General features: G+C 67.7%; 20 protein-coding genes. 10 read left to right on the top strand and 10 right to left on the bottom strand.

Annotated features, from left to right (window positions below; all coding sequences use genetic code 11):
* Positions 1–526 precede the first annotated feature (526 nt).
* Positions 527–3,889: a dsDNA nuclease domain-containing protein gene (locus tag JIX56_RS15755; RefSeq protein ID WP_257541205.1), complete on the top strand. Its 3,363-nt coding sequence runs from the start codon at positions 527–529 to the stop codon at positions 3,887–3,889.
* Positions 3,890–4,289: 400 nt separating this feature from the next.
* Here JIX56_RS15755 and JIX56_RS15750 read toward each other — a convergent pair whose 3' ends face one another.
* The 4 genes from JIX56_RS15750 to trhA form a co-directional block, all read right to left on the bottom strand.
* Entirely contained in the window at positions 4,290–5,015 is a 726-nt protein-coding gene (locus JIX56_RS15750) for a Mut7-C ubiquitin/RNAse domain-containing protein (RefSeq protein ID WP_257541203.1), read from the bottom strand.
* Between the two features lie 33 nt (positions 5,016–5,048).
* Complete coding sequence (locus JIX56_RS15745; protein WP_257541201.1) at positions 5,049–5,687, bottom strand: TetR/AcrR family transcriptional regulator; 639 nt, start codon at positions 5,685–5,687, stop codon at positions 5,049–5,051.
* Positions 5,688–5,691: 4 nt separating this feature from the next.
* A complete protein-coding gene (locus tag JIX56_RS15740; RefSeq protein WP_257541199.1) occupies positions 5,692–7,266 on the bottom strand; it encodes an MFS transporter in 1,575 nt (524 codons plus the stop codon).
* A 121-nt stretch (positions 7,267–7,387) separates the two neighbouring features.
* Positions 7,388–8,146, bottom strand: coding sequence for a PAQR family membrane homeostasis protein TrhA (gene trhA, locus JIX56_RS15735; protein ID WP_443031825.1), 759 nt, complete (start codon positions 8,144–8,146; stop codon positions 7,388–7,390).
* Positions 8,147–8,493: 347 nt separating this feature from the next.
* On the opposite strand from trhA, the gene JIX56_RS15730 reads away from it, so the two are divergent.
* From JIX56_RS15730 to JIX56_RS15700, 7 genes are all read left to right on the top strand, one after another.
* A complete protein-coding gene (locus JIX56_RS15730; protein WP_257541195.1) occupies positions 8,494–10,320 on the top strand; it encodes a phosphoenolpyruvate carboxykinase (GTP) in 1,827 nt (608 codons plus the stop codon).
* A gap of 380 nt (positions 10,321–10,700) precedes the next feature.
* Positions 10,701–11,690, top strand: a complete 990-nt coding sequence (locus tag JIX56_RS15725; protein ID WP_257541193.1) for a serine/threonine-protein kinase — start codon at positions 10,701–10,703, stop codon at positions 11,688–11,690.
* Positions 11,677–12,231, top strand: a complete 555-nt coding sequence (locus JIX56_RS15720) for a hypothetical protein (RefSeq protein ID WP_257541191.1) — start codon at positions 11,677–11,679, stop codon at positions 12,229–12,231. Before JIX56_RS15725 ends, JIX56_RS15720 begins: the two co-directional genes overlap by 14 nt.
* Positions 12,232–12,750: 519 nt before the next feature.
* Positions 12,751–13,875 carry a hypothetical protein gene (locus JIX56_RS15715; protein ID WP_257541189.1) on the top strand — a complete coding sequence of 375 codons (1,125 nt, stop codon included), beginning with the start codon at positions 12,751–12,753 and terminating at the stop codon, positions 13,873–13,875.
* A gap of 58 nt (positions 13,876–13,933) precedes the next feature.
* The gene (locus JIX56_RS15710; RefSeq protein ID WP_257541187.1) at positions 13,934–14,695 is read left to right on the top strand and encodes a vWA domain-containing protein; all 762 of its coding nucleotides are present in this window, start codon (positions 13,934–13,936) and stop codon (positions 14,693–14,695) included.
* Between the two features lies 1 nt (position 14,696).
* Entirely contained in the window at positions 14,697–15,485 is a 789-nt protein-coding gene (locus JIX56_RS15705) for a PP2C family serine/threonine-protein phosphatase (protein WP_257541185.1), read from the top strand.
* A 144-nt stretch (positions 15,486–15,629) separates the two neighbouring features.
* On the top strand, positions 15,630–16,787 hold the full coding sequence (locus JIX56_RS15700) for a hypothetical protein (RefSeq protein ID WP_257541183.1): 1,158 nt from the start codon (positions 15,630–15,632) through the stop codon (positions 16,785–16,787).
* 9 nt (positions 16,788–16,796) lie between these two features.
* Here JIX56_RS15700 and JIX56_RS15695 read toward each other — a convergent pair whose 3' ends face one another.
* From JIX56_RS15695 to JIX56_RS15670, 6 genes are all read right to left on the bottom strand, one after another.
* Positions 16,797–17,399: a hypothetical protein gene (locus JIX56_RS15695; RefSeq protein ID WP_257541181.1), complete on the bottom strand. Its 603-nt coding sequence runs from the start codon at positions 17,397–17,399 to the stop codon at positions 16,797–16,799.
* Positions 17,386–18,945 (bottom strand): substrate-binding and vWA domain-containing protein, encoded by a 1,560-nt coding sequence (locus JIX56_RS15690; RefSeq protein WP_257541179.1) that lies wholly within the window; start codon positions 18,943–18,945, stop codon positions 17,386–17,388. Before JIX56_RS15690 ends, JIX56_RS15695 begins: the two co-directional genes overlap by 14 nt.
* Entirely contained in the window at positions 18,942–20,123 is a 1,182-nt protein-coding gene (locus JIX56_RS15685; protein ID WP_257541178.1) for a toxic anion resistance protein, read from the bottom strand. The genes JIX56_RS15690 and JIX56_RS15685 overlap by 4 nt, the downstream gene beginning before the upstream one ends.
* Before the next feature lie 21 nt (positions 20,124–20,144).
* A complete protein-coding gene (locus JIX56_RS15680; protein WP_257541177.1) occupies positions 20,145–21,215 on the bottom strand; it encodes a substrate-binding domain-containing protein in 1,071 nt (356 codons plus the stop codon).
* Between the two features lie 275 nt (positions 21,216–21,490).
* The gene (locus tag JIX56_RS15675; protein ID WP_257541175.1) at positions 21,491–21,895 is read right to left on the bottom strand and encodes an SCO4983 family protein; all 405 of its coding nucleotides are present in this window, start codon (positions 21,893–21,895) and stop codon (positions 21,491–21,493) included.
* Between the two features lie 100 nt (positions 21,896–21,995).
* On the bottom strand, positions 21,996–23,207 hold the full coding sequence (locus tag JIX56_RS15670; protein ID WP_257541173.1) for a pyridoxal phosphate-dependent aminotransferase: 1,212 nt from the start codon (positions 23,205–23,207) through the stop codon (positions 21,996–21,998).
* 233 nt (positions 23,208–23,440) lie between these two features.
* Here JIX56_RS15670 and JIX56_RS15665 point away from each other — a divergent pair, with 233 nt between their 5' ends.
* Together JIX56_RS15665 and JIX56_RS15660 are read left to right on the top strand one after the other, a co-directional pair.
* Positions 23,441–24,349, top strand: coding sequence for a hypothetical protein (locus JIX56_RS15665; RefSeq protein ID WP_257541171.1), 909 nt, complete (start codon positions 23,441–23,443; stop codon positions 24,347–24,349).
* A 401-nt stretch (positions 24,350–24,750) separates the two neighbouring features.
* A complete protein-coding gene (locus tag JIX56_RS15660; protein WP_257541169.1) occupies positions 24,751–25,680 on the top strand; it encodes a trypsin-like serine peptidase in 930 nt (309 codons plus the stop codon).
* The last annotated feature ends 6 nt before the right edge of the window (positions 25,681–25,686 follow it).

The following is a 25,686-nucleotide window of genomic DNA, read 5'->3' as shown; positions in this document are numbered from 1 at the left end:
CTGGCGGCCCGAGGCCGCCGCTCCTTGTCTCCGCCACGGCTCCGGCGGCCCCGCCCGCTCAGCGCGCAGTACCACCAAGCCGAGCAGCCGGATCAGAAAGTGCCTCGACTAGTTCGAGGACCAGGACCAGGACCAGGACCAGGCCGACGCCGGCCACGCGACGCTGGGCCGTCCGATCGGCCGCCGCGCGACGGACGGGAGACGTCTCGGCCGCAGGAACAGCCGTGATCTTCAGTGACCGCATCGATCACGGCCTCGCCGGAGAGTGGCGAGGACCGTGACGGAAAGGGTGGCGTGGCTGATGTGCGTGGGTGGTTGCTGGAGACACACGTGACGGGTGATCGCTCGGCGCACCCGCCGTCGTGGCTGACTTTCGTCGGCACAGGTCACAATCCCTCTTCGTTGCCCTGGAGAGCTGAGGTGACCTATTGAGGTATCGCGCCCTCATCTGGTGTGGGCACCTCTTGCCTTACATTACTGGCTGCTGGAATGATGTCACAGAAACTGCCTGTTCAGGGGGAAACCAGTGACTATCCGAGACGTTGCTAACTTGGCCCGAGCACTCATCTCGGAGCCAACAGAAGACGCGGGATCTGATACCGCTTCCAGGTATAACTTCCAGCATCAGTGCGCGGCTCGGCACTGCTTTGCGTTGCTTCAAGACTCTGCCCTTGAAGCCATCGTCTGCGAGTGGCATGTAGACTATGTGCTTGTTTACAGCGATGGGCAGAATGAATTGGTATCAGTCAAGCACCGAGAGTCTCACCTAGGGCCATGGTCCTTCTCTGAGCTCTGGAAAGGAGGGGGCCTAGTAACCCTCTACGAGCGCTGGAAGTGCGTAAGGCAGGCGAAGTGCAGACTCGTCACTAACGCGCCAATGAAGGCAGCGAAAGACAGGGCGCGAAACTTTTCAAAGGCTTTGAGTAACCAGGTCGTTGAAGAGTTTATAGACGAGTCTGCTGTCGCTTTGAAGTGTAGCCCTCAGGACGCGCGTCAGTTTTTGCTCAGCCTGCGGATTGAGCACGGAGTGCAAGACCGAGTTGCTTTGCGGGCATATCAAATAGTTAACCTGGTTCAGCCAACTCTAGTTGCAACAGGTTTTGAGTACATTGATGCAGCACAAGCATGGGATAACGTCGTCGATCTCGTCGCCGTAAAGTCACGAGACTTCAATAACCGCGATTTTTCCTCGATTGATCTAGCAGCGCCAAACGCGTTGGATGCTGAAGCATTGACTTTGTCTAAGATCGCTAGGAGGACAATCAAGCGTGACGACGTGAAGGCGGCGTTCTCTGCGAAGCCGGCAGCTCAGGTTAGTCGCCCCCTTGCCTCAAATCTGTGGAGGCGGGAACCAAGCGTTGTTTTCGTGGGGCGAGAAGAGCACGTTGGGGAAATAGACGAGTATCTTGAATCCGACGTACCAAAAGGTCCTGCCTTGGCTGTAGTCGGTATGAGTGGAGTCGGGAAAAGTGAGCTCTTGGCGCAATACGCCTGGAAGAACTCTGAGAGGTACGAGTTCGTTTGGTGGGTGCGCGGCGAGTCTTGGCACTCCATAGTGTCCGACCTCACCTCGCTAGCGGAGGAAGTTGGTCTGCCAGCTCCGGATTCAGATGATGGACTACAACGAATCAGGCAGTACTTCATGCAACACCGTGGTCTCGTCTTGCTTGACGGGGTTTCAGCGGGCAACGACGTCGTGAGTTTCATTCCTAAAGTTGCGGAGACACGTTTCCTTCTTTCGAGTCTTGATCAAAATTGGGCCACTCATGCGCAGGTTATCCAGCTGGCTCCTTTGACTGACGAGGACTCCGGTCATCTACTGTCTTCCATCCTCTCTAATTCATCTGATGCAAACCTGGAAGTCCTCAACAGGGCTTTGGGTGGATTGCCACTGGCTCTCAAGCAAGCTGCCGGATACATCAACGCTTCGGGTATGCCTGTCGAGATGTATTCGACTATGATCCGTGATCGCGCAAGGGACCTGCTAAGCAGGGCAGCTCCCCCGGAACATCTCGGTCTAGCGGCTGCCCTATCCATCACGATTGAGCGTTTGCACGAGTCTCACACAAGTGCTTTTAAGCTCTTGAGCGTACTTGCTTTCCTTGCTCCGCAAGAATTCCCAACGGAGATCTTCACGCTGGAGATTCCGTCAGGAGAACGGACAGGTTCTGAAGGTGAGATAGAGCAGCGTGAGATGATGGAAGTGGAGTGGCTCGCTGCTGAGGAGGTCAGAGGGTTCTCTCAAGATGGATTAACACTGATCAGGGACCTTGAGGATCACTTGACTCTGTTCGATGCTGTGGCAGATCTTCAACGATTCTCGATAATTGATTCCCAACCCAGTGGGTTGAGCAGCCATGCTCTTACTCAAGCTGTAGTGCGCCAGTCACTCTCCGACGCGCAGACAACATCAGCCATTGAAGTCGGCACGGCCTTGCTTAACAAAGTTACCGCTCTTAGTCCTTTTGACGCTCGGTTTTGGCCCCACTACCGGCACATGATGCCGCACTTCGAAGCCTTGCTCGGCTATCTAGAAGCACGTCAGACGTGTAAGGTCAACACTCTCAAATTCTATCTGACGATCGCCGTACATCTAGGTACACAAGGAAACAATGAAGCAAGTTATTCCTGTGCCGAGAAGGCAGTGAGAGCAACTGGGCGCTTGAATGGTATGGGGGTGGAAACCGTCGCCTTTGCGCGCACTATTCTTGTTGAGGCGCTAATTGGGATGGATCTGTGGGACGATGCACTTCGCATCGTTGATGAAAGTCTGCTGCTTGCGGAGAACGAGCCAGCGAACTGGTTTGTGATGTCTAACCTGCATATGAAAAAGGCGAGTGTTTGTCACTTGCAAGGTGACTTGACCGAGGCGATCGCGGAGCTCGATAAAGCAGAGTTTCACGTGGGCACGAGTGAGAACTCCGAGGAAACGTCGATGCCTCGACGGGTGATTAAGGCCAGCATGGCAAATCTGCGGCGCGAAGCTGGCGACGCTCTCGGTGCAATCTCGGAGCTTGAGGATCTGATTGCTGAGTATCCTGATGATGCGTCACGTAATGGGCTCGCCGCACTGTACAGCAACCTGTCACTCGCCTATCTAGATACGACTGACTTTACCCGTTCTCTGCATGCTTCGAAGAAGGCTCTGGACCTTGATCTCGAAGATTCTGATGGTGTTCATGCGGATGGGGCTCGTGATTGGAATAACGCTGGACTCGCCCTACTCGAACTGAACAAACCAAGTGATGCCGCAGCGGCTTTTAGTGTTTCCTTGCGCATTCATGAGAAGCTTAGCGATAAGGCGTCTACCCGGTACCTTATCGTCCGAATGAACCTTGGCCGAGCACAGTTGGCGCAAGAAGATTATGTAACGGCTCGGAAGACCTTCGAAGAGACTCTCAAGGATCAAGAGAAGGTACTGGGAGAAAATCATCGAGAGGTAGCCTCGACGCTGGTAAACCTTTCTGTTGCATATTCGGCGCTCCGACTATTCGGTGATGCGGTCAAGGCGGCTCATCGAGCAGTCAAGATTGATGTAGCAGTGTATGGAGAGGGGCATCCTGAGCTAGTTCCTGACTATAATAATCTGGGTGGTGCTTTGATGTTGGCGGGCAGCCATGGTGCCGCACTCAAATGGTTTACTAAAGCTTATAAGTGTGCACGTGTTGCTTTCGGTGAAAAAAATTTGAGAGTCGCCATGTGTCTGCAAAAGATGGCGATCTGCAAGTACGCTCTTGGTGCGGTAGCCGAGGCCCTTAAGTCCATGCGAGAGGCTGTGGCAATATTCGATGTCACGGTGGATCGGGATTACCCAGAAGCGCAATTTTCTCGTTCGCTGCTGCGGCAGATGCTACAAGGAAGAGCTACTCTGAATTTCGCAGAGATCTAACTTGGTAGTTGGCATAGTCTTGCTTGACAGACCGACTCTGCTGACGTGGACGGCGAGACCGAGGCGCCGTCGGCATCGCCCGAGGATGTCACCCCCGCACTACAAGCGCACCAGGTGGGGCGGGGAACACCGGGGAATCACAGTGCGAACGACCAGGGCCGATGAGGTCCTGATCTGGGTGCTCAACGTGCGCAAGCGCCGTGAAAGATCGCAGCTTCCCAGGCTGATGTTCAAGGCGTGCGGCTGCGGTCGAATACTCCAGACACACAATCAGGGTCTCCCGGGAGATCGATGTGTTGCCGCTGTTTGAATGGACAGCAGTAGATCTGGCCGACCAGTTCCTCGCCGCAACCCCGAGTAACGCCAACCGCCAACGACGCCCAGGCGATCGGCGCCCAACTCACCCCGTACGCATCCTCAACGCCTCCCGCACGATCGCCTCCAACTGCTCATGATGCGCGCCCTTCCAATAAGCCCGCCCGCACTCATCACACTGCGCGAACACGTCGTACGACCGCTGCGTCCCGCCCTCCAACCGATCGGCGACCTCCTCCTTCGTCGCCGGCTTCAGCAGCCCGTTGCAGGCGGTGCACCGAGTCCACGGCCGCAGCTCGGGCGCGAACCGGTCGAGCACATCCCGGAGTTGGTCCTCCGGCCGCGTGCTGTAGATGAACGCCCCCGCCCACAACTCACGCCGCCGCAGCAACCCCCGATCGCGGCTCAGCATCACGCGCTGCTCGGCGGCCGACAGCGCGGACAGCGCGGCGTCGCCGATGTCCGTGGACTCGTATGCCGCGTCCACCCCCAGCAGGCGCAGCCTCCGTGCGAGCGTGCCGAGGTGGACGTCGAGGAGGAAGCGGAGGGGGGCGCCCGGCACACGTTGGGGACGGGAGACCGGACGTACGAGCACCGACTCGCCGTCCGCCGGGATGTGTGACACCCGCACCTCACGGCCGTCGACGACCAGCGCGCCGACCTCGGTGAGGGGGACGCCGAGGGACTCGATCACGTGGCCCAGCGTCGAGACGCCATCGGTGGCCAGCAAAGTCGCGGCACCGCGCCGGCCGGGCGGGACGAACAGGGCCAGCTCGGGGGCGACTTCGACGTGGATCTCGGGTGCTTTCACCTGGTCAGGATGGCATGGGGGAGGGGTGGGGCCTCAGGGATTTTCCGTCCCGAGGCCGTGCTGGAGGGTGGTCAGGGTGCGGTCCACCAGTTCGGCGAAGTCGTCGCGGTGGTCGTTCTCGGCCCAGTACAAGGACGTCTCCATCAGGCCGCCGATGAGGGACATCGCCCAGACCCTCACCTCCAGGCTGTCCGGGTCCCGGCCCGTCCGCTCGCCGATGGCGGTGCAGAGCATGCGGCCGGTGACCGACATGCTCTCCATCATGCGGGAGCGCACCGCCGGGACCTGGACCATCAGGTGGGTGCGTAGCCGTGCGACCTCCATGTCCTCCTCGATGCCCGTGCGGACGGCCTCCCGCATCACGTACCGGATGGTGTCCGGCCACGGTTCGTCCGCGGGGCGGGCCCGTAGTTCCTCCAGGAGGAGCGGGTCGTACTCGTCGGTGAGGACGATGTCCTCTTTGGTGGGGAAGTAGCGGAAGACGGTCGACGGTGACACCTCCGCCCGGTCGGCGATCTGCTCGATCGTCGTGGCGTCGTAGCCCTGCTCCTGGACCAGCGCGTACGTCGCGGCGCGGATCGCCTCGCGGGTCTTGATCTTCTTCCGTTCCCGCAGTCCGAGCGGGGGGCGGTCGGTGGAGGGGGTGGGGGTGGTGGGGCGTGCGGCCGTCATGCCGTCATTGTCGGGCATCGGCCTTCGGCGTGACCAGGTCAGGGCCGGTGCTTCGCCCACCTTGCCCGCTCCGGGCCGTCGGTGCGCTCGGCAGGAAGGCGGCGGCCAGCAGCGCCGCGACCAGGGCCGCGCCGCCGCAGACCAGCAGGACGAGGCCCATGCCATGGACGTACGAGCCGTTCGCCGATGTCAGGAGATCGGCTGAGCCCGTCTGTTCGGCCACGAGATGCGCCGCGACCACCGAGTCCCCGGCGGTGTCGGCCGCCGGCGCGGGCAGGCCGGTGATGTCGAGGCGGTCCCGGTAGACGCCCGCGAGCAGGCTGCCGAGCAGGGCGATACCGATCGCGCCACCGACCTGGCGGAGCGTCATCAGCAGGCCCGAGCCGCTGCCGGCCCGGTCGGTGGGCAGGGTGCCGAGGGCGCCGGACATCGCGGGCACGATCGAGAGGCCGAACCCGGCCCCGGCGAACGACAGCCACAGCGCCGTGAAGCCGTAGCCGGAGTCGACCGTCGTACGGCTGCCGAGGAACGCGGCGAAGGACAGCACCACCAGGCCCGCGCTGACCACGGACCGGGATCCGAAGCGAACGACCACGGGTTGCGCGGCCCGCGCGCCGACCAGCACGCCGCCCATCAGCGGCAGCAGTCGTACACCTGTGCCCAGGGCGTCATGGCCGAGGACGGCCTGGAGGTACGGGGGCAGGACGAACATCAGGCCGGACAGGACGAACATGACGAGGGTCGCGGCGAGTGCGTTGAAGAGGAACCCGCGGTGGGCGAGCAGGCCCATGTCCAGCATCGGTCGCACGGCCCGCCGCTCGCGCAGCACCAGTGCGGTGATCAGCACGAACGCCGCGGTGAACATGCCGAGCACCAACGGGTCGCCCCAGCCCCTGGTGGGTGCCTCGATGATCGCGTAGATGAGCGAGCCGAGGCCCGCCGCGGTGAGGGCGGTGGAGACGGTGTCGACCCTGGGGGACGCGGGGTCACGGGTCTCGGGCAGCAGGAAGACGCAGGCGGCGATGCCGATCGCTGCCATCGGGATGTTGATGAGGAACACCGAGCCCCACCAGAAGTGGTTGAGGAGCCAGCCGCCGATGATCGGGCCCAAGGGCAGGCCGAGCGTGGAGCCCGCCGAGACGATGCCGATGGCCTTGGTGCGTTCGTCGGGGGCGAAGAGCGAGGGCAGTACCGAGAGGGCGAGCGGGGTGACCAGTGCGGCCCCGACACCCATCACGGCACGGGCGACGACGACCGCGTTCACGTCCTGGGCCAGCGCGCCCACGACCGAGCCGACGAGGAAGATCCCGAGCCCGACGATCAGCATCCGCCGTCGGCCGAAGCGGTCGCCGAGGAGTCCGGCCGGGAGCATCAGCGCCGCGAAGACGACGATGTACGCGTCCGCCATCCACTGCTGCTCACCTGTGGTGGCGCCGAGCTGCTCGGCCATGGTGGGCAGCGCCACGTTCAGGATCGTCATGTCGAAGCCGAGCACCAGCACGCTCGCGACGAGGGCCCCGAGGGCCCACCAGCGGCGGGGATCGGGAGGTACGGGGGAAGACTGAGTGACAGTAGCCATGAAATGAGAGTAGCTGTCAAAAGATGCTTACTGTCAACCAGTGGCAGCGCTCGCAAAGTGCCCAGGCATACGAAAATGGCCACGGCTCGGGAGCCGTGGCCAGGAAGAGGAGCGGGGGGTGCTATCCGTGCTGGTACGCCACCATCGAGATCCCCACGTAGTGCACGACGAACGCGGCGAGGGTGAAGGAGTGGAAGACCTCGTGGAAGCCGAACCAGCGCGGTGACGGGTCCGGGCGTTTGAGGCCGTAGATGACTCCGCCGGCGCTGTAGAGGAGGCCGCCGACGATCACCAGGACGAGGACGGCGATGCCGCCCGTGCGCATGAAGTCGGGCAGGAAGAAGACGGCCGCCCAGCCCATCGCGATGTAGCAGGGGGTGTAGAGCCAGCGCGGGGCGCCGACCCAGAACACCCGGAAGATGATCCCGGCGAGTGCGGCCGCCCAGATGCCCCACAGGAGCCACTGGCCCTTGGCGCCCGGCAGGAGCAGCATCGTCAGCGGGGTGTAGGAGCCCGCGATGATCAGGAAGATGTTGGCGTGATCCAGTCGGCGCAGGATGCCGTCCATGCGCGGGTTCCAGTTGCCCCGGTGGTACAGCGCGCTCACGCCGAACAGCAGGCAGGCCGTGAGGGCGAAGATCCCGCAGGCGATGCGTCCGCGTGTGGAGTCCGCGAGGGCGGTGAGCACCAGGCCGGCGACGAGCACGGCCGGGAACATGCCGAGATGCAACCAGCCCCGGAGCTTGGGCTTGATCTCCTCGGTGATCTGGTTGATCTCGTCAGTGATCTGGTGGGCGATCTGATGCGGCAGGGATCGCGCGTCGGGGTCGCGGCCGTCGGCCGCCGTCTCCGTGTGCGCGTCGGGGACGGGCGCTGTCATGTTCTGCATCGTACCTACGGGGCCGTAACTTACGGGACCGTGCGGACTGTTCGTGTCGCCGGAAGTGGCCATCGTCTCACGTGGGAGCGGGGATCGGGATGTCCGCGTGAATTGCGGATACCCGCGGTGAAGCGGCGGTGACATACGGAAACCTCCCAGGTGGACGTTGTTGAGTGGTGATGGTCACGATGCTCACGTGGGCGGCCCTCTGGACATATGGGCACTCCCGTCGGATGATCAAATGAGTGCGGTCGACACCGGATGAGCGCCCAGGCATCCCCTCGTGAAGCATCCGGGTCGCAGCCCCCACGGGGCCTCCAACAAAAATCCCTCATCTAGGAGCAATCGTGGCGACCGACATCGCGGCTCCCCCTTCAACCGTCCCCACCACCCACCGAGAACTCGTGGCGTGGGTGAACGAGATCGCCGAACTGACCGAGCCGGACAACGTGGTCTGGTGTGACGGATCCGAGGCCGAGTACGAGCGCCTGTGCGGGGAGCTCGTCGAGAAGGGCACCTTCCGGAAACTCGACCCGATCAAGCGCCCGAACTCCTACTACGCGGCGTCCGACCCGACCGATGTCGCCCGGGTCGAAGATCGCACGTTCATCTGTTCGGAGAAGGAGGAGGACGCAGGCCCGACCAACCACTGGAAGGACCCCGCCGAGATGCGGGAGATCTTCCAGGGTGAGAAGGGCCTGTTCCGGGGCTCGATGCGCGGCCGGACGATGTACGTCGTGCCGTTCTGCATGGGCCCGCTGGGCTCGCCGCTCTCCGCCATAGGCGTCGAGATCACGGACTCCGCGTACGTCGCCGTCTCCATGCGCACGATGACCCGCATGGGACAGCCGGTGCTGGACGAACTGGGCACCGAGGGCTTCTTCGTGCGGGCCGTGCACACGCTGGGTGCCCCGCTGGAGGAGGGTCAGGAGGACGTCCCCTGGCCCTGCAACAGCACCAAGTACATCTCCCACTTCCCCGAGAGCCGCGAGATCTGGTCGTACGGCTCCGGATACGGCGGCAACGCGCTGCTCGGCAAGAAGTGCTACGCCCTGCGCATCGCGTCGGTGATGGCGCGTGACGAGGGCTGGCTGGCCGAGCACATGCTGATCCTGAAGTTGACGCCACCGCAGGGTGAGTCGAAGTACGTGGCCGCCGCGTTCCCGTCGGCCTGCGGCAAGACGAACCTGGCGATGCTGGAGCCGACCGTCCGCGGCTGGACCGTCGAGACGATCGGCGACGACATCGCGTGGATGCGGTTCGGTGAGGACGGGCGGCTCTACGCCATCAACCCCGAGGCCGGGTTCTTCGGTGTCGCGCCCGGCACCGGCGAGCACACCAACGCCAACGCCATGAAAACGCTGTGGGGCAACTCCGTCTTCACGAACGTGGCGCTGACGGACGACGGCGACGTGTGGTGGGAGGGGATGACGGAGGAGACTCCGGCCCACCTCACCGACTGGAAGGGCAACGACTGGACGCCGGACGCCGACGCGCCGGCCGCCCACCCCAACGCCCGCTTCACGGTCCCCGCCTCGCAGTGCCCGATCATCGCGCCGGAGTGGGAGGACCCCAAGGGCGTCCCGATCTCGGCGATCCTCTTCGGCGGCCGCCGCGCCACGGCGGTGCCGCTGGTGACGGAGTCCTTCGACTGGAACCACGGTGTGTTCCTCGGCGCGAACGTGGCGTCCGAGAAGACCGCCGCGGCCGAGGGCAAGGTCGGCGAACTGCGCCGCGACCCGTTCGCGATGCTTCCCTTCTGCGGCTACAACATGGGCGACTACATGGGCCACTGGGTCGACGTCGCCAAGGACAAGGACCCGGCCAAGCTGCCGAAGATCTACTACGTCAACTGGTTCCGCAAGAACGACGAGGGCAAGTTCGTCTGGCCCGGGTTCGGCGAGAACAGCCGCGTCCTGAAGTGGATCGTGGACCGGCTGGACGGTAAGGCGGAGGGTGTGGAGACGCCGATCGGCATCCTGCCGACGGTCGATGCCCTGGACACGGAGGGGTTGGACCTGTCCTCGTCCGACCTGGACTTCCTGCTGACCGTCGACAAGGAGGTGTGGCGGGAGGAGGCGGCGCTCGTTCCCGAACACCTCAATACCTTCGGTGACCATACGCCGAAGGAGCTGTGGGACGAGTACCGGGCGCTGGTGAGCCGGCTGGGCTGAGTGTCCCTCTGAATCTCCGCGGCCGGCCGGATATGGGTTGCCCTGACCAGCGACATCTTCTCGGCCGGCTGCGGATTCTTTGTTTCGCCGGGGAGCTCGGGAGTTCGGGGTTGGTTGGCGACTGCGGGTGAGTGGGGGTTGTTCGCGCAGTTCCCCGCGCCCCTAAAAGACAAGACCCGGCCCCGCGGGCCGAAAAAAGCGGGGCGCAGCCCCTGCTTTCGATTTCAGGGGCGCGGGGAACCGCGCGAGCAACCGCGAACAACCCGCACCCGCCTCACCACCTCATCCACCCGAGCTCTTCCGCGTAAAGGGGGTCGAAGGGGCGCAGCCCCTGGGACACTCGGGGCATCCGCACCGAACCCCGAAATGAGGTGACCGGGGTGCGTACACCCGTAAGTGACCCCATGAAGATCGGCCCGTACAAGATAGTCGGCCGCCTGGGCTCGGGCGGCATGGGCTGGGTCTATCTGGGCCGCTCCCCGGCCGGCCGCGAGGTCGCCGTAAAAGTCGCCCGTCCCGAACTCGCCGCCGAACCCGAGTTCCGCGAACGTTTCGCCCGTGAGGTGGCCGCCGCCCGCGTGGTCAGCGGCGCGTACACCGCCGCCGTGGTCGACGCGGACCCGACGGCCGAACTCCCCTGGCTGGCCACGCTGTACGTCCCCGGCCCCTCCCTCGCGGAAGCGGTCCGCGCCGACGGCCCCCTCCCCGAGGCCCAGGTCCGCCCCCTCGGCGCCGGCCTCGTCGAGGCGTTGCAGGCCATCCACGCCGCCCGCGTCGTCCACCGCGACCTCAAGCCGGCGAACGTCCTGCTCGCCCAGGACGGCCCCCGTGTCATCGACTTCGGCATCTCCCGCGTGGACGGCGCCCCGGGCCTCACCCGCGTCGGCGTCGTCGTCGGCACCCCGCCGTTCATGTCGCCCGAACAGATCCGCGGCGACCGGGTCGGCCCGCCGAGCGACATTTTCTCGCTGGGCGGGGTCCTGGTGTACGCGCTCACCGGCCGCCCGCCGCACGGCAGCGGGGAAGGCGTGAGCGTCGAGGTCGTACGAGGTGAGCCCCGCCTCGACGGCGTACCGTCGGGACTGCGGCCCCTCATCGCCCGCTGTCTGGCGAAGCGGCCCGAGGAGCGGCCGCGACTCGCCGAACTCCTGGCCGAGTTGGTGGGGGAGGCCAGCGGGGCCGAGGTGTGGCCGCCGCCGCAGGTGGCCCGGACCATCGAGGTGCGGTACGAGGAGCTGAAGGAGCGGCACCGGCGGCGTGCGACGAGCGAGTCCGTGCCCTCCTGTCTGATGCTGCACGCGCAGGCGCTGCTCGACGCCGGGCTGACCGATGCCATGGTCGCCGGGGCGGTGGTCCGTGACGGTGCCTGACTCCTACCCGGGCCGTGGCCCCTACCCCGGCCGTGACTCGTACGGGGGCCGTGACTCCGCCTCCGGCCGTGACTCCGCCCCCGGGCGGGACTCGTATCCGGGGCGCAACACCGAGATCCACGACCTCGGCACGCACTGGCGGCAGTTGGTGCAGAACTGGGTCGCCCGGCGGAATTACCACACGGTCCACGACACCGTCTCGGTGTCCCTGCAATTCGATCTCCATGAGGCGGGGCGGACGGTCACGCTGAGATTCATGACCACCAAGAAACTCCTCGTCGCCTTCGCCACGGACGGGAATTTCCTGCGGCACGACCAACTCGCCCTCGCCGCCGCCGCGTCGAACGCATGGAATACCGAACAACTGAACCCCATGCTTTCCGTGTGGGATGTACGCGGGCCGCGCCCCTGTCTCGCGGGAGTCTGCGATCTGCCATTGACATGCCGTATCACCCAGGCGGACTTCGATGCTCTGGCCAATGACTGGGTGGATCGGGCGCGGCAGATGTTCAGTCGTTGCCATCAGGTGTTCAAGTTGTAGAAGTGAAAAGCATACCGATCGGACGTCGGCGGAAGTCGCCGTAAGTACCCCGGCGGAATTCACCAAACCCTTCCGGCCGCGCGGCTGCCTGCTCCACTATGGGAGAGGCTTTTCAGGGCCGCGGGGGCGTGCCTTTCAGGCCACGGGGGGTGGTAGCTGCTTGCCAAGGAGTGTGCACGAGGTCGAATTAGCTCGATCGTGTGATCGTCCGCTTGCGGGCTTGCGGCGCCCTGGGCTGATCGGGCTAACGTGGTCGTGCGATCTGGGACGCCGGGTACGGCGTCAGCGTGCGGGGCCCCTGCTCCACCGGAGTGATGGTTCAGGGCCTCCCCGTCGCCTCTGGCCGTACCCAATTGGCCAGGTCGCGCAGGGAACTGGCCTCCCGGGAACGGACCACGCACGGGATGCGTGTCGCCGCCCCGGGGTCGAGTACGCCGGGGACCAGTACGCCCAAGACCGTTCGGGGCGTGCGGCTGAGGCGGGCTCACTCATGCTCAGTCCACAGGAACGGTTGGTGCGATGGGTGCGATCGGGCGTTTGTCGTTTCTCGGAGTGCTGGTGGGGATGGCGGTCGCGCTGGTGCCGGGGATGACCTCGGCCGGCGCGGCGGCCGCCTCGTGCGACGACCGGCTCACCGAGCAACTGGAGTGCTGGGCCGAGGTGATCAAGGACGGCCCCGTCGTGATCACGCTGAACGCGCCACTGAAGTACGAGGACATCGGCGAGCGGCAGCGCCACGCCATCGAGACGCTGCGCGAGGACCGCCACCCGCTCGTGGTCCAGGTGCGGAACGGCAAGCGCACCGGTGAGGGCGGTACAGCCCTGTTGGTGCTGGCCGAGGGCCGGCTCGTCCACCCCGAGGCCACGATCGACCGGCTGCGGCCCGGCCCGCTGAACAAACTGAGGGCGGCGGGGCTCTGCGCCGGCCAGGAACCGCTGTGCGGGCTGGTCGAGGGCGAGGGCGATCAGCCCGAGCCACTGGACGGCAAGGCGCTGATCGACGCGGGCTTCGCCGCCGACCTCTCCACCCACGTCGACGCCATCAACCCCGTACCGGGCGCCCAGAATCCGTCCAGGCCCGAGCCCTCCACGGCCGAGCCGAAGTCCCCCACGGCCGGCAAGACGTCCGCCGAGGCCATCGGCCGGAAGAACTCCGGCTACAGCGACGCCACCTGGACCGCCCTCTGGATGGGTCTCCTCCTCGCCCTGCTGCTCCTCGCCTTCGTCATCGTGATCCGGCGCTCCAGGGGCCCGGTGGCCGTGGGGCACCGGCCGGCGATGTCGCCCGGGCGTGCGCTCGGCGGTCCCGCGCGGGCGGCGCCGGCCCACGCGGCGCGCGGCGGGGGCGTGAGCGGTGACGAACGCACCGCCCGGCTGCGGGTCGCGCCCGTGCCACGGCACGGGCGGCAGGTGGGGGCCCGCCCGACACACGCGCGGACCGCGGTCGTCCGCACCGAACTGCATCCGCAGGGCTATGTCGAGCTCGACCGGGTGCTGCGCCGGGCCGTGTGGGCCGAGCCCGGGCGGCCGCCGCCCGCGCCCGGCGGGCTCGTCGACGTCGCCGACGCGCGGGAACGCGACTCCGACGTCCTGTACGCCTTCCCGCCCACCGCCGCCCGGCACGCGAAGGGCACGCCGAGGTAAGGCCGGAAACACCGAACCGCAGCGACAGCGAACGTCAGAAAAACCAGGGGGATGAACGATGCACAGCGAATACCCGCCCACCCTGCCGGCGGAGTACGCCGACATCGAGTTCGAGAACAACGCCCAGCGCATGCCGCTCGTGCTCTGCCTCGACACGTCCAGCTCCATGGCCGGCCAGCCGATCCAGACGCTCAACAACGCGCTCGCCGAGTGGACCCGGGAACTCCACGACGACGTGAGCCTCAGCTACAGCGTGGAGGTCGCCGTCGTCACCTTCGGCGGGCAGGGCGTCGGCGCCTGGCGCGGGCCCCACCTCCTCGACCCGCGCACCCGGACGAGCCCCTTCATACCCGCGCACGCCTTCCAGGCCCCCCAGCTCATGGCCGCCGGCGTCACCCTGATGACCGAGGCGCTGGAGCTGGCGATGCACATCGTCGCGGCCCGCAAGAGCGAGCTGCGGGCGTCCGGGCTGCAGTACTACCGGCCGCAGATCTGCCTCGTCACGGACGGTCTGCCCACCGACCCGACCGGCCATCTCACCGACTCCTGGCACCGGCTGGTCCCCGTCCTCGCCGAGGAGCAGCGGGCCCGCCGGTTCCGGCTGTACGCCATCGGGGTCGGCGGGATCACGGACACGGGGGAGCAGGTGCTGCGAGCGTTCGCGCCGAAGTTCAACGCCCGGTTGCAGGGGTTCCCGTTCCGGGAGCTGCTCCAGATGATGTCCGCCAGCGCGGGCGCCGAGCAGAAGGGGGCGGGGGACGAGGTGTTCGAGAAGATCTTCAGCCAGTTCAAGACGCAACGCCCGGCCTGGGAGGCGTGAGTTGACCGCCGCCCCGCCCTGGCGCATCCACGGCCTGAGCGTCGAGGGCTACCGGCACCGGCGTCAGGGCCTGCCCTGCCAGGACGCCTGCGCCTACGCCACCACCTCCTCCGTCGCCGTGCTCGCCGTCGCCGACGGGGCGGGGAGCCGGCCCCGGTCGGAAGAGGGCGCCCGGCTCGCGGTGAAGCTCGCGGCGGAGCACTTCGCGCGGCGGGCCGGGGCGGCCGTGGAGGTACAGCCGGGGGAGGCCGTGCACGAGTTGCTGCGGGACGCCCTGCACGATGTCAGCAAGGACTTCCTCGACCGGACCGGCGCCGACGCGCAGGACTTCGCCACGACGCTCACGGTGGTGGTGCTCGCTCCGGGCTGGATCGGGCACCTCACCGTGGGGGACGGCTTCGTCGTCGTACGGGCCGGGACGGAGGACGGGGAGCGGCAGTTCCATCTGCTGCCGCAGGCCGCGGCGGTCAGTGAGTACAGCAACGAGACGGTGTTCCTGACCTCGCCGGACGTGGCGCGCTGGACGCACACGGAGTGCGTGTCGGACGACGGGGTCGACGGGGTGCTGCTGTCCACGGACGGTCTCGCGCAGGCCATGCTCAACCGGCCGGCCCAGGGCGCCCAGTCCCCGAACCCGTCCTTCGCCGACGCCGTCTTCCGCTCCCTCGACGCCGCCGCCGAGGACGACCGGGACAACAACCTGGCCGCCCTCCTCCGCTCCGACCGCCTGACCGCGCTGAACGCCGACGACAAGACCCTGCTACGAGCCGTCCGCACGACCGGGCGATGAGCTGCGACAGGCGACGACCGGCCCGGACACCGGCGACAACCCGTGACGACTTGCCCGGACACCGGCGACGCCCCGTGACAACCGGCCCGGACACCCGGCGGCGACGCGTGACGGCCGGCCCAACGAACACTCGGAGGTACGGCCATGAGCGGCCGCACGGTCTTTCTCGACGGTAAGCGGGTCACCCTGGCCGAGCTGCCCCTGAAGGGCGGCGGGCAGGCGGCCGTGTTCCCCGTGGTGGGCGACACGGGGATCGTCGTCAAGATCTACCGGGACACGCCCGGGCCGGACCAGGAGCGGCGGCTGGCCCGCATGCTCACCATGTCCCCGCTCGCCGCCCGCCCGACGGACGCCAGCCAGCCGCCGGAGCTGGCCTGGCCCACCGCGATCGCCCGGGGCACGAACGGCGAGTTCCTCGGCTACGCCATGCGCCGCTTCGGCGAACCCCAACACGTCCAGCTGGTCGGCCTGTTCACCCGTGTACAGCGGCTCAAGCTCTTCCCGGACCGGGCCGACTGGCGGTTCCTGCTGGGCGTCGCCTGGAACCTCGCCTTCATGACGGCCCGCATGCACTACGACAACCTCGTCATCGGCGACTTCTCCAGCAGCAACGTCGTCGTCGACGGCAACGGCTTCGTCACCTTCCTCGACTGTGACTCCATCGCTTTCACCGACCCGGTCACCGGCGAACTCTTCCCGTGCCTGATGCACACCACCGACTACTCGTCCCCCGAGCGCCAGGCCGGCGGTCCCGCGACCCGGCAGAGCGACGACTTCGCCCTCGCCGTCCTCGTCTACCAGCTGCTCACCGCCGGCAACCACCCCTTCGGCGGGGTCCCGCACGAGAGCGCCTCCGAGTCGACCGTCAAGGACAACATCGCCGCGAGCTGCAGCTATGTCGTCCGCCCCGAGCGGGTCACCATCCCGCGCGGCACGATCGACCCGTCCGTCCTGCCGACCGAACTCCTCACGCTCGCCAAGGCGGCCTTCGGCCCCGGCGTCCAGGACCCCGCCGCCCGGCCTCCGGCCGAGGCCTGGCTCCGCGCCCTCGACAAGGAACGCGGCCAGGTGCGGGCCTGCACGGTACGGCCGCTGCACACCTACGGCTCCCACCTGCCGACCTGCCCCTGGTGCACCCGCGCGGCGGTCACCGGCCACGACGTGTTCAACGGGCCCCGGCCCACGTCGGTCCCGGTCCCGCCGCCCCAGCCCGACCAGCCCCCGTCCCCGTACGCCGCGCTGAAGCTGCTGGCCGTGGTGATCGGGGTGGTGCTGTTCATCGTGATCGTGACCAACCTCTGAGACGGGCGGTCAGCCCGACCGGTCCTCCAGATACCGCGTGTGGGACTCCTGCCGCCGGGCCTCGGCGTCCCGCAGGGCCGCCGCGAGTCGCCCCAACTCGTCATGCAACAAGGTGAGTTGGCGTTCGAGGTGGCGCTCCGGCGGTTCCGTGCCCGGGGTCAGGCGGGTCCACCAGCGGGTGCGTACGAAGGTGTCGACGGCCTCGGGGACGTCCTGCCGTACGGCCCGGGAGAGGGCGTGGATGCCCTCGGGGTCGCGGGCGAGGACCTCGGCGACCCAGCCGGGGTCGAGGAGCGCGGTGAGGAGTTCGGTCAGCTCGGTGAGGCGGCCGGAGGCGGCGGGCGGCAGCTCGATGCCGGCCAGGTACGCGCGGAGGGTGCCGAAGTCGGCGCGCAACTCGTCGAGCTGGGCGGACGGGTCCGGGAAGTCCGGCAGCGGCGGGCGTTCCGGCGGGGCGATCAGGGCGCCCGCGCCGTACAGGCCGACGACCACGACCGGCCAGTACGGGCCCGCGATCCCCGCGAAGGTCAGGCCGAGCCCGGCGATCCCGAGGGCGCTGCCGGTGAGGTTCTTGCGGGACTCGATGTACGCCAGCACCTTATTGGTAGCCACGGATCTCCTCGAAGGCGCCGTCCAGCGAGCCCTGCTGGGCGTCGAAGAGACGGCCGCCGGTCAGGTCGGCGATGTGCTCCAGTTCGCTCTTGTCGGAGTCGCCGAAGAGGATGGGGAAGACGGGGATCTGCCGCTGGGCGGCGGGCAGCCGACCGTAGAAGTCGTCGAAGTCGGCGGGGCTCGCGCCCTCGGTGTTCTCGCCGTCCGTCATCAGCACGATCGAGGTGAACGTGTCCCGGTCGGCGGTGCCGAGATGCTCGTACGCCTTTTGCAGCGAGGTGTAGATGGCGGTGTCGCCGTAGGCGGACAGCTCCCGGGTGTCCGCGCGGATGCCGTCGAGCCCGGCCTTCGGATCCTCGGGCCGTACGACATGTGTCCGCACGCTCTTCACATCGGACCCGAAGGGCATCAGGGTGACCTCCTCCCGGTCACGGAAGTCGCCGGTCAGCTCGGTGAGGGCGGTCTTCAGCCGGTCGAGGCGGTCGCCCTTCATCGAGCCCGAGGTGTCGAGGACGTACACGGTCCTGGAGGGGCGGCGCAGCTCGTTCTCGTACGCGTCGAGGAGCCCGTCGGCGACCGACCGGGTGCCGGGGAAGGGGAGTTCGCGCCGCCGGGTGGTGTCGAGGCCGGCCGCGGGGCTGACGGAGGCGACGACCGGGCGGCGCAGGGTCTCTGCCGTGATCAGCCGCTGGATGTCCGGGGTGCGCAGGGCGTCGGTGAGCCGGCGTACGTCGTCCCGGACGTCCTTGCTGGTGGACGCGAGCGAGGAGAGCGGATAGTCGGCGGTGACGACCCCGTCGCGCGGCCGGATCACCGTCAGGTCCTTGCGGGACTTCAGCACCGACTCGTAGTTGAGCATCGCGTCGACGTCACCGCGCCGGTCGTACGCCTGGGCCAGCCAGCCCGACGATCCCGACGTCAGTTTCTGCCCCGCGAAGAACTCCTTCAGCCGGGGCGTCGCCTGCGCGACATCGGCGTCCGTGAGCGCGGACTGGGCGTCGGAGAGCCCTGACGCCACGGAGACGAGCGTGGAGAAACCGGAGTTGGAGCGGGAGGGGTCCGTCATGCCGTACGTCAGGTTCCCGTCCGCCACCGCCTCCTCGATGTCCGACCAGGTGACGCTCTCCGGCTTCCAGCCCAGCTTCCGTACGGTCTCGTTCTTCACGCCGATCGCGACCGGGCTGGACATCACCGGCGTCTGAGACACCACCTGCTTCGCCGCGTCCGGGCGCAGCCGCAGATAGTCGTTGGAGGACAGCCAGACGGCGTCGTACGCGTCCTTCGCCCGCCCCTCCGTGAGCAGGTCGACCGCGTCGAGCGTGCCCATGTAGGTGGGCCGGACCTTGATCCCGGTGTCCTTCTCGACCTGCTCCAACACCGGCTTCATATCGGCGAGTTCGCTGGAGGCGAGGACGCGGAGGGTGCCGGGGACGTACTTGGTCGCCTCGGCCGCCGGGGACTCGGTGGACGAGGTGCATCCGGCCGTCACCAGCGCGAGCGCGAGGGCGGCCGCCGCGCGGTGGGCGGAGAGGGTTCCCCTTCTCATACGAGCCCACCCCCTTCCAGTGCCCCCTGAGACCTGCTCCTCTCCAGGTACTGCGTCGCGTGCTGGAGTTCGGAGGTCAGGGACTCGACGGTGGCGGCCATGGTCTCGGTGGCCTGCACCTTGTAGGTGTCGATGGCGTCGAGGGTGCGGTAGATCTGCTGGAAGGCCGAGCGGAGTGTCTCCGCGCCGACGGCCGGGTCGGCGGCGATGCGCTGGATCTCGCCGCTCTGGGTGGCGAGCATCTCGGCGTTGCCGCGGATCAGATCCTCCGTGGTGCCGCGCAGGGCGTTGACCTGGTCGACGACCTTCTTCTGGTTGTCGAGGGCGGAGGCGAGCATCACCGAGATGCGCAGCGCCGAGACCGTGGTGGTGGCGGCCCGGTCGACGCCCTTGATCAGCTCCTCGTTGTTGCGCCGTACGACGTCCATGGCCAGGTAGCCCTGGGCGCAGACGGCCAGCTGCGTGAGCAGGTCCTGGTGCTTCTGCCGGACGGGGAAGAGCACATCGGCGCGCAGGGTGTCACCCTGCTGCGGGTCGACCCCGTCGAAGTGCGTCTGGATGTGCTCCTCGACGGCCGTGTCCAGGGCCTCCGTCAGGACGACGTACTCCTGGAGCTTGCCCATGGTCTCCCACAGCCGGACCCGCTCGGTCTGCAACGCCGCGTTGTCACGCCGCAGTTCGTCCTGGCCGCCGCGAAGCGACCCCACGATCTTGTTCAAGGTCCCCTGCGCGGAGGCGTACTTGGCGACGTGGTCGCGCAGCTTGTTGCCGCCCGGCAGCCGGGACAGGAACTTGCGTCCCTTGCTCGCGGGAAGGTCACGCGGGTCCAGGTCCTCGACGACACGCCGCAGTTCGACGAGCGAGCCCGCGACCTGCGACTGCGCGTCCCCGCCCTTGCTCGGCAGGCTGCGCACGGTCCGCTCCAGCATCCGGTTGGACTGCGCGGCGGCCGTCCGCATCTCGCCCGCGCCGAGCGCGGTGATCTCCCCGACCCGGCCGGCGAACTCCGGCGAGCGGGCGTCGAGGGCCGCGAGCCCCCGTACGTACTCCTCGGCCTTGCGGGCCATGTCCGTCCGCACGGACTCCTCGACCGGCACGAGCCCGCCGGCCTTCTCCCGGGGCACGGCCGCGACCGGCTCGGGGGGAGTGAGGGTGAAGGTGCTGTCTTCGTCGTTCATGTCGTGTGTTCCCCCGTAGTCCTACTGACCCCTGGCCCGGCGCGCCATCTCGTGCAGCACCTCGGAGGTGGGCACGGGCGCCTGCCGGACGGTCAGCTTCCGCATCAGATAGGTGGTGTGGTCGGCGGTCGCCGCCGTGAACTCGGTGGCCGCACCCTGCGGCCGGAACCCGTGCCGGGCCGCCAGCTCGCGCAACTCCGGGTCAGCGCTGAGGAGTTCGCCGAGTGCCCGGCCCTCGTCCGTGACCGGTACGACGGTGTGGTCGCTGAAGACGGTGGTGTCCGGGTAGAGGACGACCAGGTCGTCGACGTTCTGGCCCTCCGTGAGCAGGGCGGCGACCTGCGACTCGTAGACGAGCACGAGCGGATTGCCGACACCGCTGACGAAGTCACGGAACGCCGCGTCGGTGCTCGGCTGCTGGGCGCCCTGGACGCTGATCAGTTCGTGCATGAGCGGCGCGGTCCTGTCGAGGTCCGCCTTGTTCGCGACCACCCGTCCGCCGTTGGCGACGTTGGAGGCGGCGGCGAGATAGAGCGCCCCCGAGTTGGAGGTGGTGGGATCGGTGGTGGCGATATAGAGGAGCCCCATCAACTCCCCGTACTTGTCTGCCCCCTTGAGGTCCTGCCAGGTGCGGCCGCTCTCGGCGGCCTTCAGATAGGCGCCCATGTCGAGGACGCCCCGGCCCCCTTCGAGCGTGGCGAGCCCGTTCTGTCGCAGCACGTCGGCGGCGCCCCGGTGGGCGACCACGACGAGTGGCGAGTAGAAGGGGCGCGGCAGCGGCTCGCGAACGTCGTACTTCTGGGCCAGTTCGTCGGCGGGTGCCTTGCTGGACGGGAAGGCGAAGTCGTACCCGTTCAGATCCAGGCCGTCCATGGCCCAGGATCCCGACGTCTCCGTCTTCACGGTGTAGCCCTTGGCGGCCAGGGCCTTCACCACCTCCGGGTCGGCGAAGAACTCCGCCTTCTCCGACCCGATCACTCCTCGCACGGTCTTCGTTGCCGTGCCCGTGTCCTCTGTCCGGCCCGCCACGACGGCTGCCACCACGCCGCCGATCAGCAGTACCGCGAGGACGATTCCCGCAATGCGTCTCACACCGGGAGAGTGCTCCCGGAACCCAACGTTCCTGCTCGATGCGGGTGAACGGGGGGTGAAGCGGTGGTCCCGGAACGCAACGGGTGGCTTCGCCGGGCCGGGGGGAGCTCGGGGGGTTCGGTTGTTTCGCGGGTGCGGGTGGGTGGGGGCTGGTCGCGCAGTTCCCCGCGCCCCTTGACGGCATGGGTCGCGCCCGGGGTCTTTCAGGGGCGCGGGGAACTGCGCGAGCAACCACGAACCACCCGCAGTCGCCCCACAGTCGACCCCCCGAGCTATTAGGCGCTCAACGGAACACCGGCATGCGCATCCATCCGCTCCGCCGCCAGAATCGCCGCCGCCGTATCCGCACGGGACGCCGCGACGACGAGGGCCCGCCCGGCGAGGGCGTGGGCGCGCCGGTGCAGCTCGCAGACCTCGCGATCTCCGGCGGCATCCGAAGCGGAGCGCACCGGCGGACGCCCGCCCCGCAGCCGGGTGACCTGCGCGGCCAGCGCCTGCGCGGCCTCGTCGAGGTCGTCGGAGGGGGTCAGCGCGCGGAGCTCGTCGGTCGCTGCCAGCAGTGCCGCCAGATGACCCGCGAGCTGGATGTCCAGCTCTTCCTCACGCGAACGGTGAGGGAAGTCGGAGGAGGTCGTGCCGGCCATCGTGTGGACCGACTTTGTGCGGATCGGCTCGTACATGGGATGGCCTCCAAGCTCTTCGGAAGACCAGCCTACCTTGGAATCGGTCTAAAGTTGAGCAAGGTCCGAAGGGCGTGGCGCTACGCCTGAACGCGTGGCGCTACGCCTGTCCGTATCCGTCCAGGAAGGTCCCGATCCGGGTGATCGCGGACCGCAGGTCCGCCACCGTCGGCAGGGTCACGACCCGGAAGTGATCGGGTTCGGCCCAGTTGAAGCCGGTGCCCTGGACGACCATGATCTTCTCCTGCCGGAGCAGATCGAGGACCATCCGCCTGTCGTCCTTGATCTTGAAGACATTGGGGTCGAGGCGCGGGAAGAGATACAGCGCCCCCTTCGGCTTCACGCACGAGACACCCGGGATCTGGGTGAGCAGCTCGTACGCGACGTCCCGCTGCTCCTTCAGTCGCCCGCCCGGCAGCACCAGGTCGTTGATCGTCTGCCGTCCGCTGAGCGCGGCGACCACCCCGTGCTGCCCCGGCATGTTCGCGCACAGCCGCATGTTCGCGAGGATCGTCAGACCCTCGATGTAGGAGTCGGCGTGCGCGCGCGGCCCGGAGATCGCCATCCAGCCCACCCGGTAGCCGGCCACCCGGTACGCCTTCGACATGCCGTTGAAGGTGAGGGTCAGCAGGTCGGGGGCGACCTTGGCGGTCGGGGTGTGCGTGGCACCGTCGTAGAGGATCTTGTCGTAGATCTCGTCCGAGCAGACGAGGAGGTTGTGGCGGCGCGCGATGTCCGTCAGGCCGCGCAGCATCGCCTCGTCGTACACCGCGCCCGTCGGGTTGTTCGGGTTGATGATGACGATCGCCTTGGTGCGGTCGGTGACCTTCCGCTCCACGTCCGCGAGGTCCGGCATCCAGTCGGACTGCTCGTCGCAGCGGTAGTGCACGGCCGTACCGCCGGACAGGGAGACCGCCGCCGTCCACAGCGGGTAGTCCGGGGACGGTACGAGGACCTCGTCGCCGTCGTCGAGCAGGCCCTGCATCGCCATCACGATCAGCTCGGAGACGCCGTTGCCGATGAAGACGTGCTCGACGTCCGTCTCGATGCCGAGGGTCTGGTTGTGCATGACGACCGCGCGGCGCGCGGCCAGCAGCCCCTTCGCGTCGCCGTAGCCATGGGCCGACGACACGTTCCGGAGGATGTCCTCCAGGATCTCGGGCGGACACTCGAAGCCGAACGCGGCCGGATTCCCGGTGTTCAGCTTGAGGATCCGATGCCCCGCCGCCTCAAGCCGCATCGCCTCCTCGAGCACCGGGCCCCGGATCTCGTAACAGACGTTGGCGAGCTTGGTCGACTGGATCACCTGCATGTCCGTGAGCTTACGGCCCGGTAACGCGTTCCGGACCGTGTTTTCCACCACGTGAGACAGTCGCTATACCCCGAAATGCTCCCTCCACCGTCCCCCCTATCTCCCCTCGTACCTCCTCTCTACAATCAGCCAAGGTCCGGGCGCTCCCCCACATTGCCACCGGCCACACGGCAGACATCGCCATACGGCACGCGATACGAAGGCAGCGCAACGAGATGAATGGGGTGGGCGGCGTGGACAGGGCGCACGGGCCGGACCGGAGCGACAACGCCGACGTCCCGAATCCGCCGAACGTGTACCACCCCTTCGGCGACCCCCACGCAACCCCCGCCTACGAGGCCTTCAGGGACCCCGCCGCCGCCCACGGCTGGCAGAACGCCTACGACGACACCGTCCAACTGGACGAGGTCGTGTGGGAGGGTTCGGATTCGGCCACGGGGGGTCCGGGTGGGGGCGGCTTCGGCGGACATATCTCGGGCGGGGACGGCTTCGGCGGAGACGTCTCGGGTGGAGACGGCTTCGGCGGAGACGTCTCGGGTGGAGACGGCCTGGGTCGGGACGGCTCGGGCGGGGGCGGCTCCGCGGTGGCGTATACGTCGGACGGGGCGGGCGGTCCCGAGGCGAGCGGTCCCGGTGCGAAGGGCGGGCCCGGCACCCTCGAGGCTCTGGACGCGGTCGGGCGTCGCGCGCGGCCCGTCGGCGGGCGGCGGGTCACGCTCGGACGGCGTCGGGCCCGGCGGCGCGGCGCGTTGATCGCGGGCGGTATCGGCGCGGCGGTGCTCGGCGGCGCCGCGGTGGCGGGGGTGGCCGGTCTCGGCTCCTCGGATCAGGAGAGCCCGGGCACCCCGGCGTCCGTCGAGTCCGCCCCGGCCGACGCCCGGTCCGGTGACGCGGATGCGGCCTCCCCACCGGCCGGCGGATCTGCCGATACGTCGGCCACGGCATCCTCGTCCCCGGGTGACTCGTCCCCCGGCACCTCCACGAACCCGTCCCCGGCCGCCACGACCCCCGAGTCCTCCGGCTCCACGTCCCCGACCGCCGCCCCGTCCACCTCGCCCTCCGCCACCGCCACCTCCTCGCCCCGGGGCAACTCCAACGGCAACCAAGGCCGCGGCCAAGGAGCCACGAAGGAGCCCAAGTAGCCCACGAGGTCGCTCGGGAGGCGGCCCGCGAGGGGACGTCGCGCGCCGGTGGCACGGAAGCGGCGCGAGCTTCCGGCATACGTCGTATTCCGTCGTATTCCGTTGTAGTCCCGTCGAAGTCCGTCGATGGTGAAGCATGCGCAGCGGCCCGTTGGGTCAGCCATATGAAGTGACCGGTCGGGCAGGCGAGCTGACGCCTCGTCCGTGCCGCGCCCCGCCCTCACCCGCCTCCCGTCCCTCGGCACCGACCCCCACCCCCCGGCCCCCTGGCTCTCTGGCCGAAGATCGCGCGGCCGGAACCAACTCCTTGCTCCTCCTGCACATGGCCTTCACAATGCGCATGACAAACTGCGGTGGCCGAAAGATCTTCCGTCACCCATGTAGCAAGAGGGGACCCCCACATGAGAAAGCCTCTCGTTGCCTCGCTGTTCGCCCTGGTGATCACCGGGGCGGGCGCGGCACCCGCGGTCGCGGCGCCCGAGTCCGCGGACGCGCCCGCGACGACAGCGGTCGCAGCGGAGAAGACGGTGGTCGGCTCGCTCGTCGAGACGGCGAACAAGACCGTGGCCGACCTCACCGGCACGGCCCCGGCGGCACAGGCCGTCACCTTCGCCGGCACCGTCTCGCTCAGCAACTGCTCCGGCTCGGTCGTCCGGATGCCCGACTCCGAGGACAACGACCCGGCGCTGGTGATGACCAACGGCCACTGTCTGGAGAGCGGCTTCCCGGAACCCGGCGAGGTCGTCGTCGACCAGGCCTCCACCCGCACCTTCGGCCTGCTCAACTCCGCCGGCACCCGCGTCGGCACACTCCGCGCCAGCAAGATCGCGTACGGCACGATGACCGACACGGACATGGCGGTGTACCAGCTCACCACCACGTACGCGCAGATCAAGAGCACATACGGCATCGACGCGCTCGTCTACGACACCACCCGCCCGGCCGCCGGCACCGCCATCACCGTCGTCTCCGGGTACTGGAAGCGGACCTACAGCTGCGACGTCGACGGGTACGCGTACCGCCTGCGGGAGGGTGACTGGACCTGGAAGGACTCGATCCGTTACACCTCCACCTGCAACACCATCGGCGGCACATCGGGCTCCCCGGTCGTCGACGACGCCACCAACAAGGTCGTCGGCGTCAACAACACGGGCAACGAGGACGGCGCGCGCTGCACCGTCAACAACCCCTGCGAGGTCGACGCGAACGGCACCGTGACCGTCCGTCAGGGCACCAACTACGCCCAGCAGACCTGGCACGTCCCGGCCTGCTTCGGCGTGGACAACAAGCTGGACCTCAGCGCCGACGGCTGCATACTGCCCAAGCCGTAGCGAACA

Source organism: Streptomyces sp. CA-210063 (genome assembly GCF_024612015.1).
Taxonomy (GTDB): Bacteria; Actinomycetota; Actinomycetes; order Streptomycetales; family Streptomycetaceae; genus Streptomyces.
Note: the sequence above shows the minus strand (reverse complement) of the source record. Positions and strands in the feature narration are given on the sequence as shown.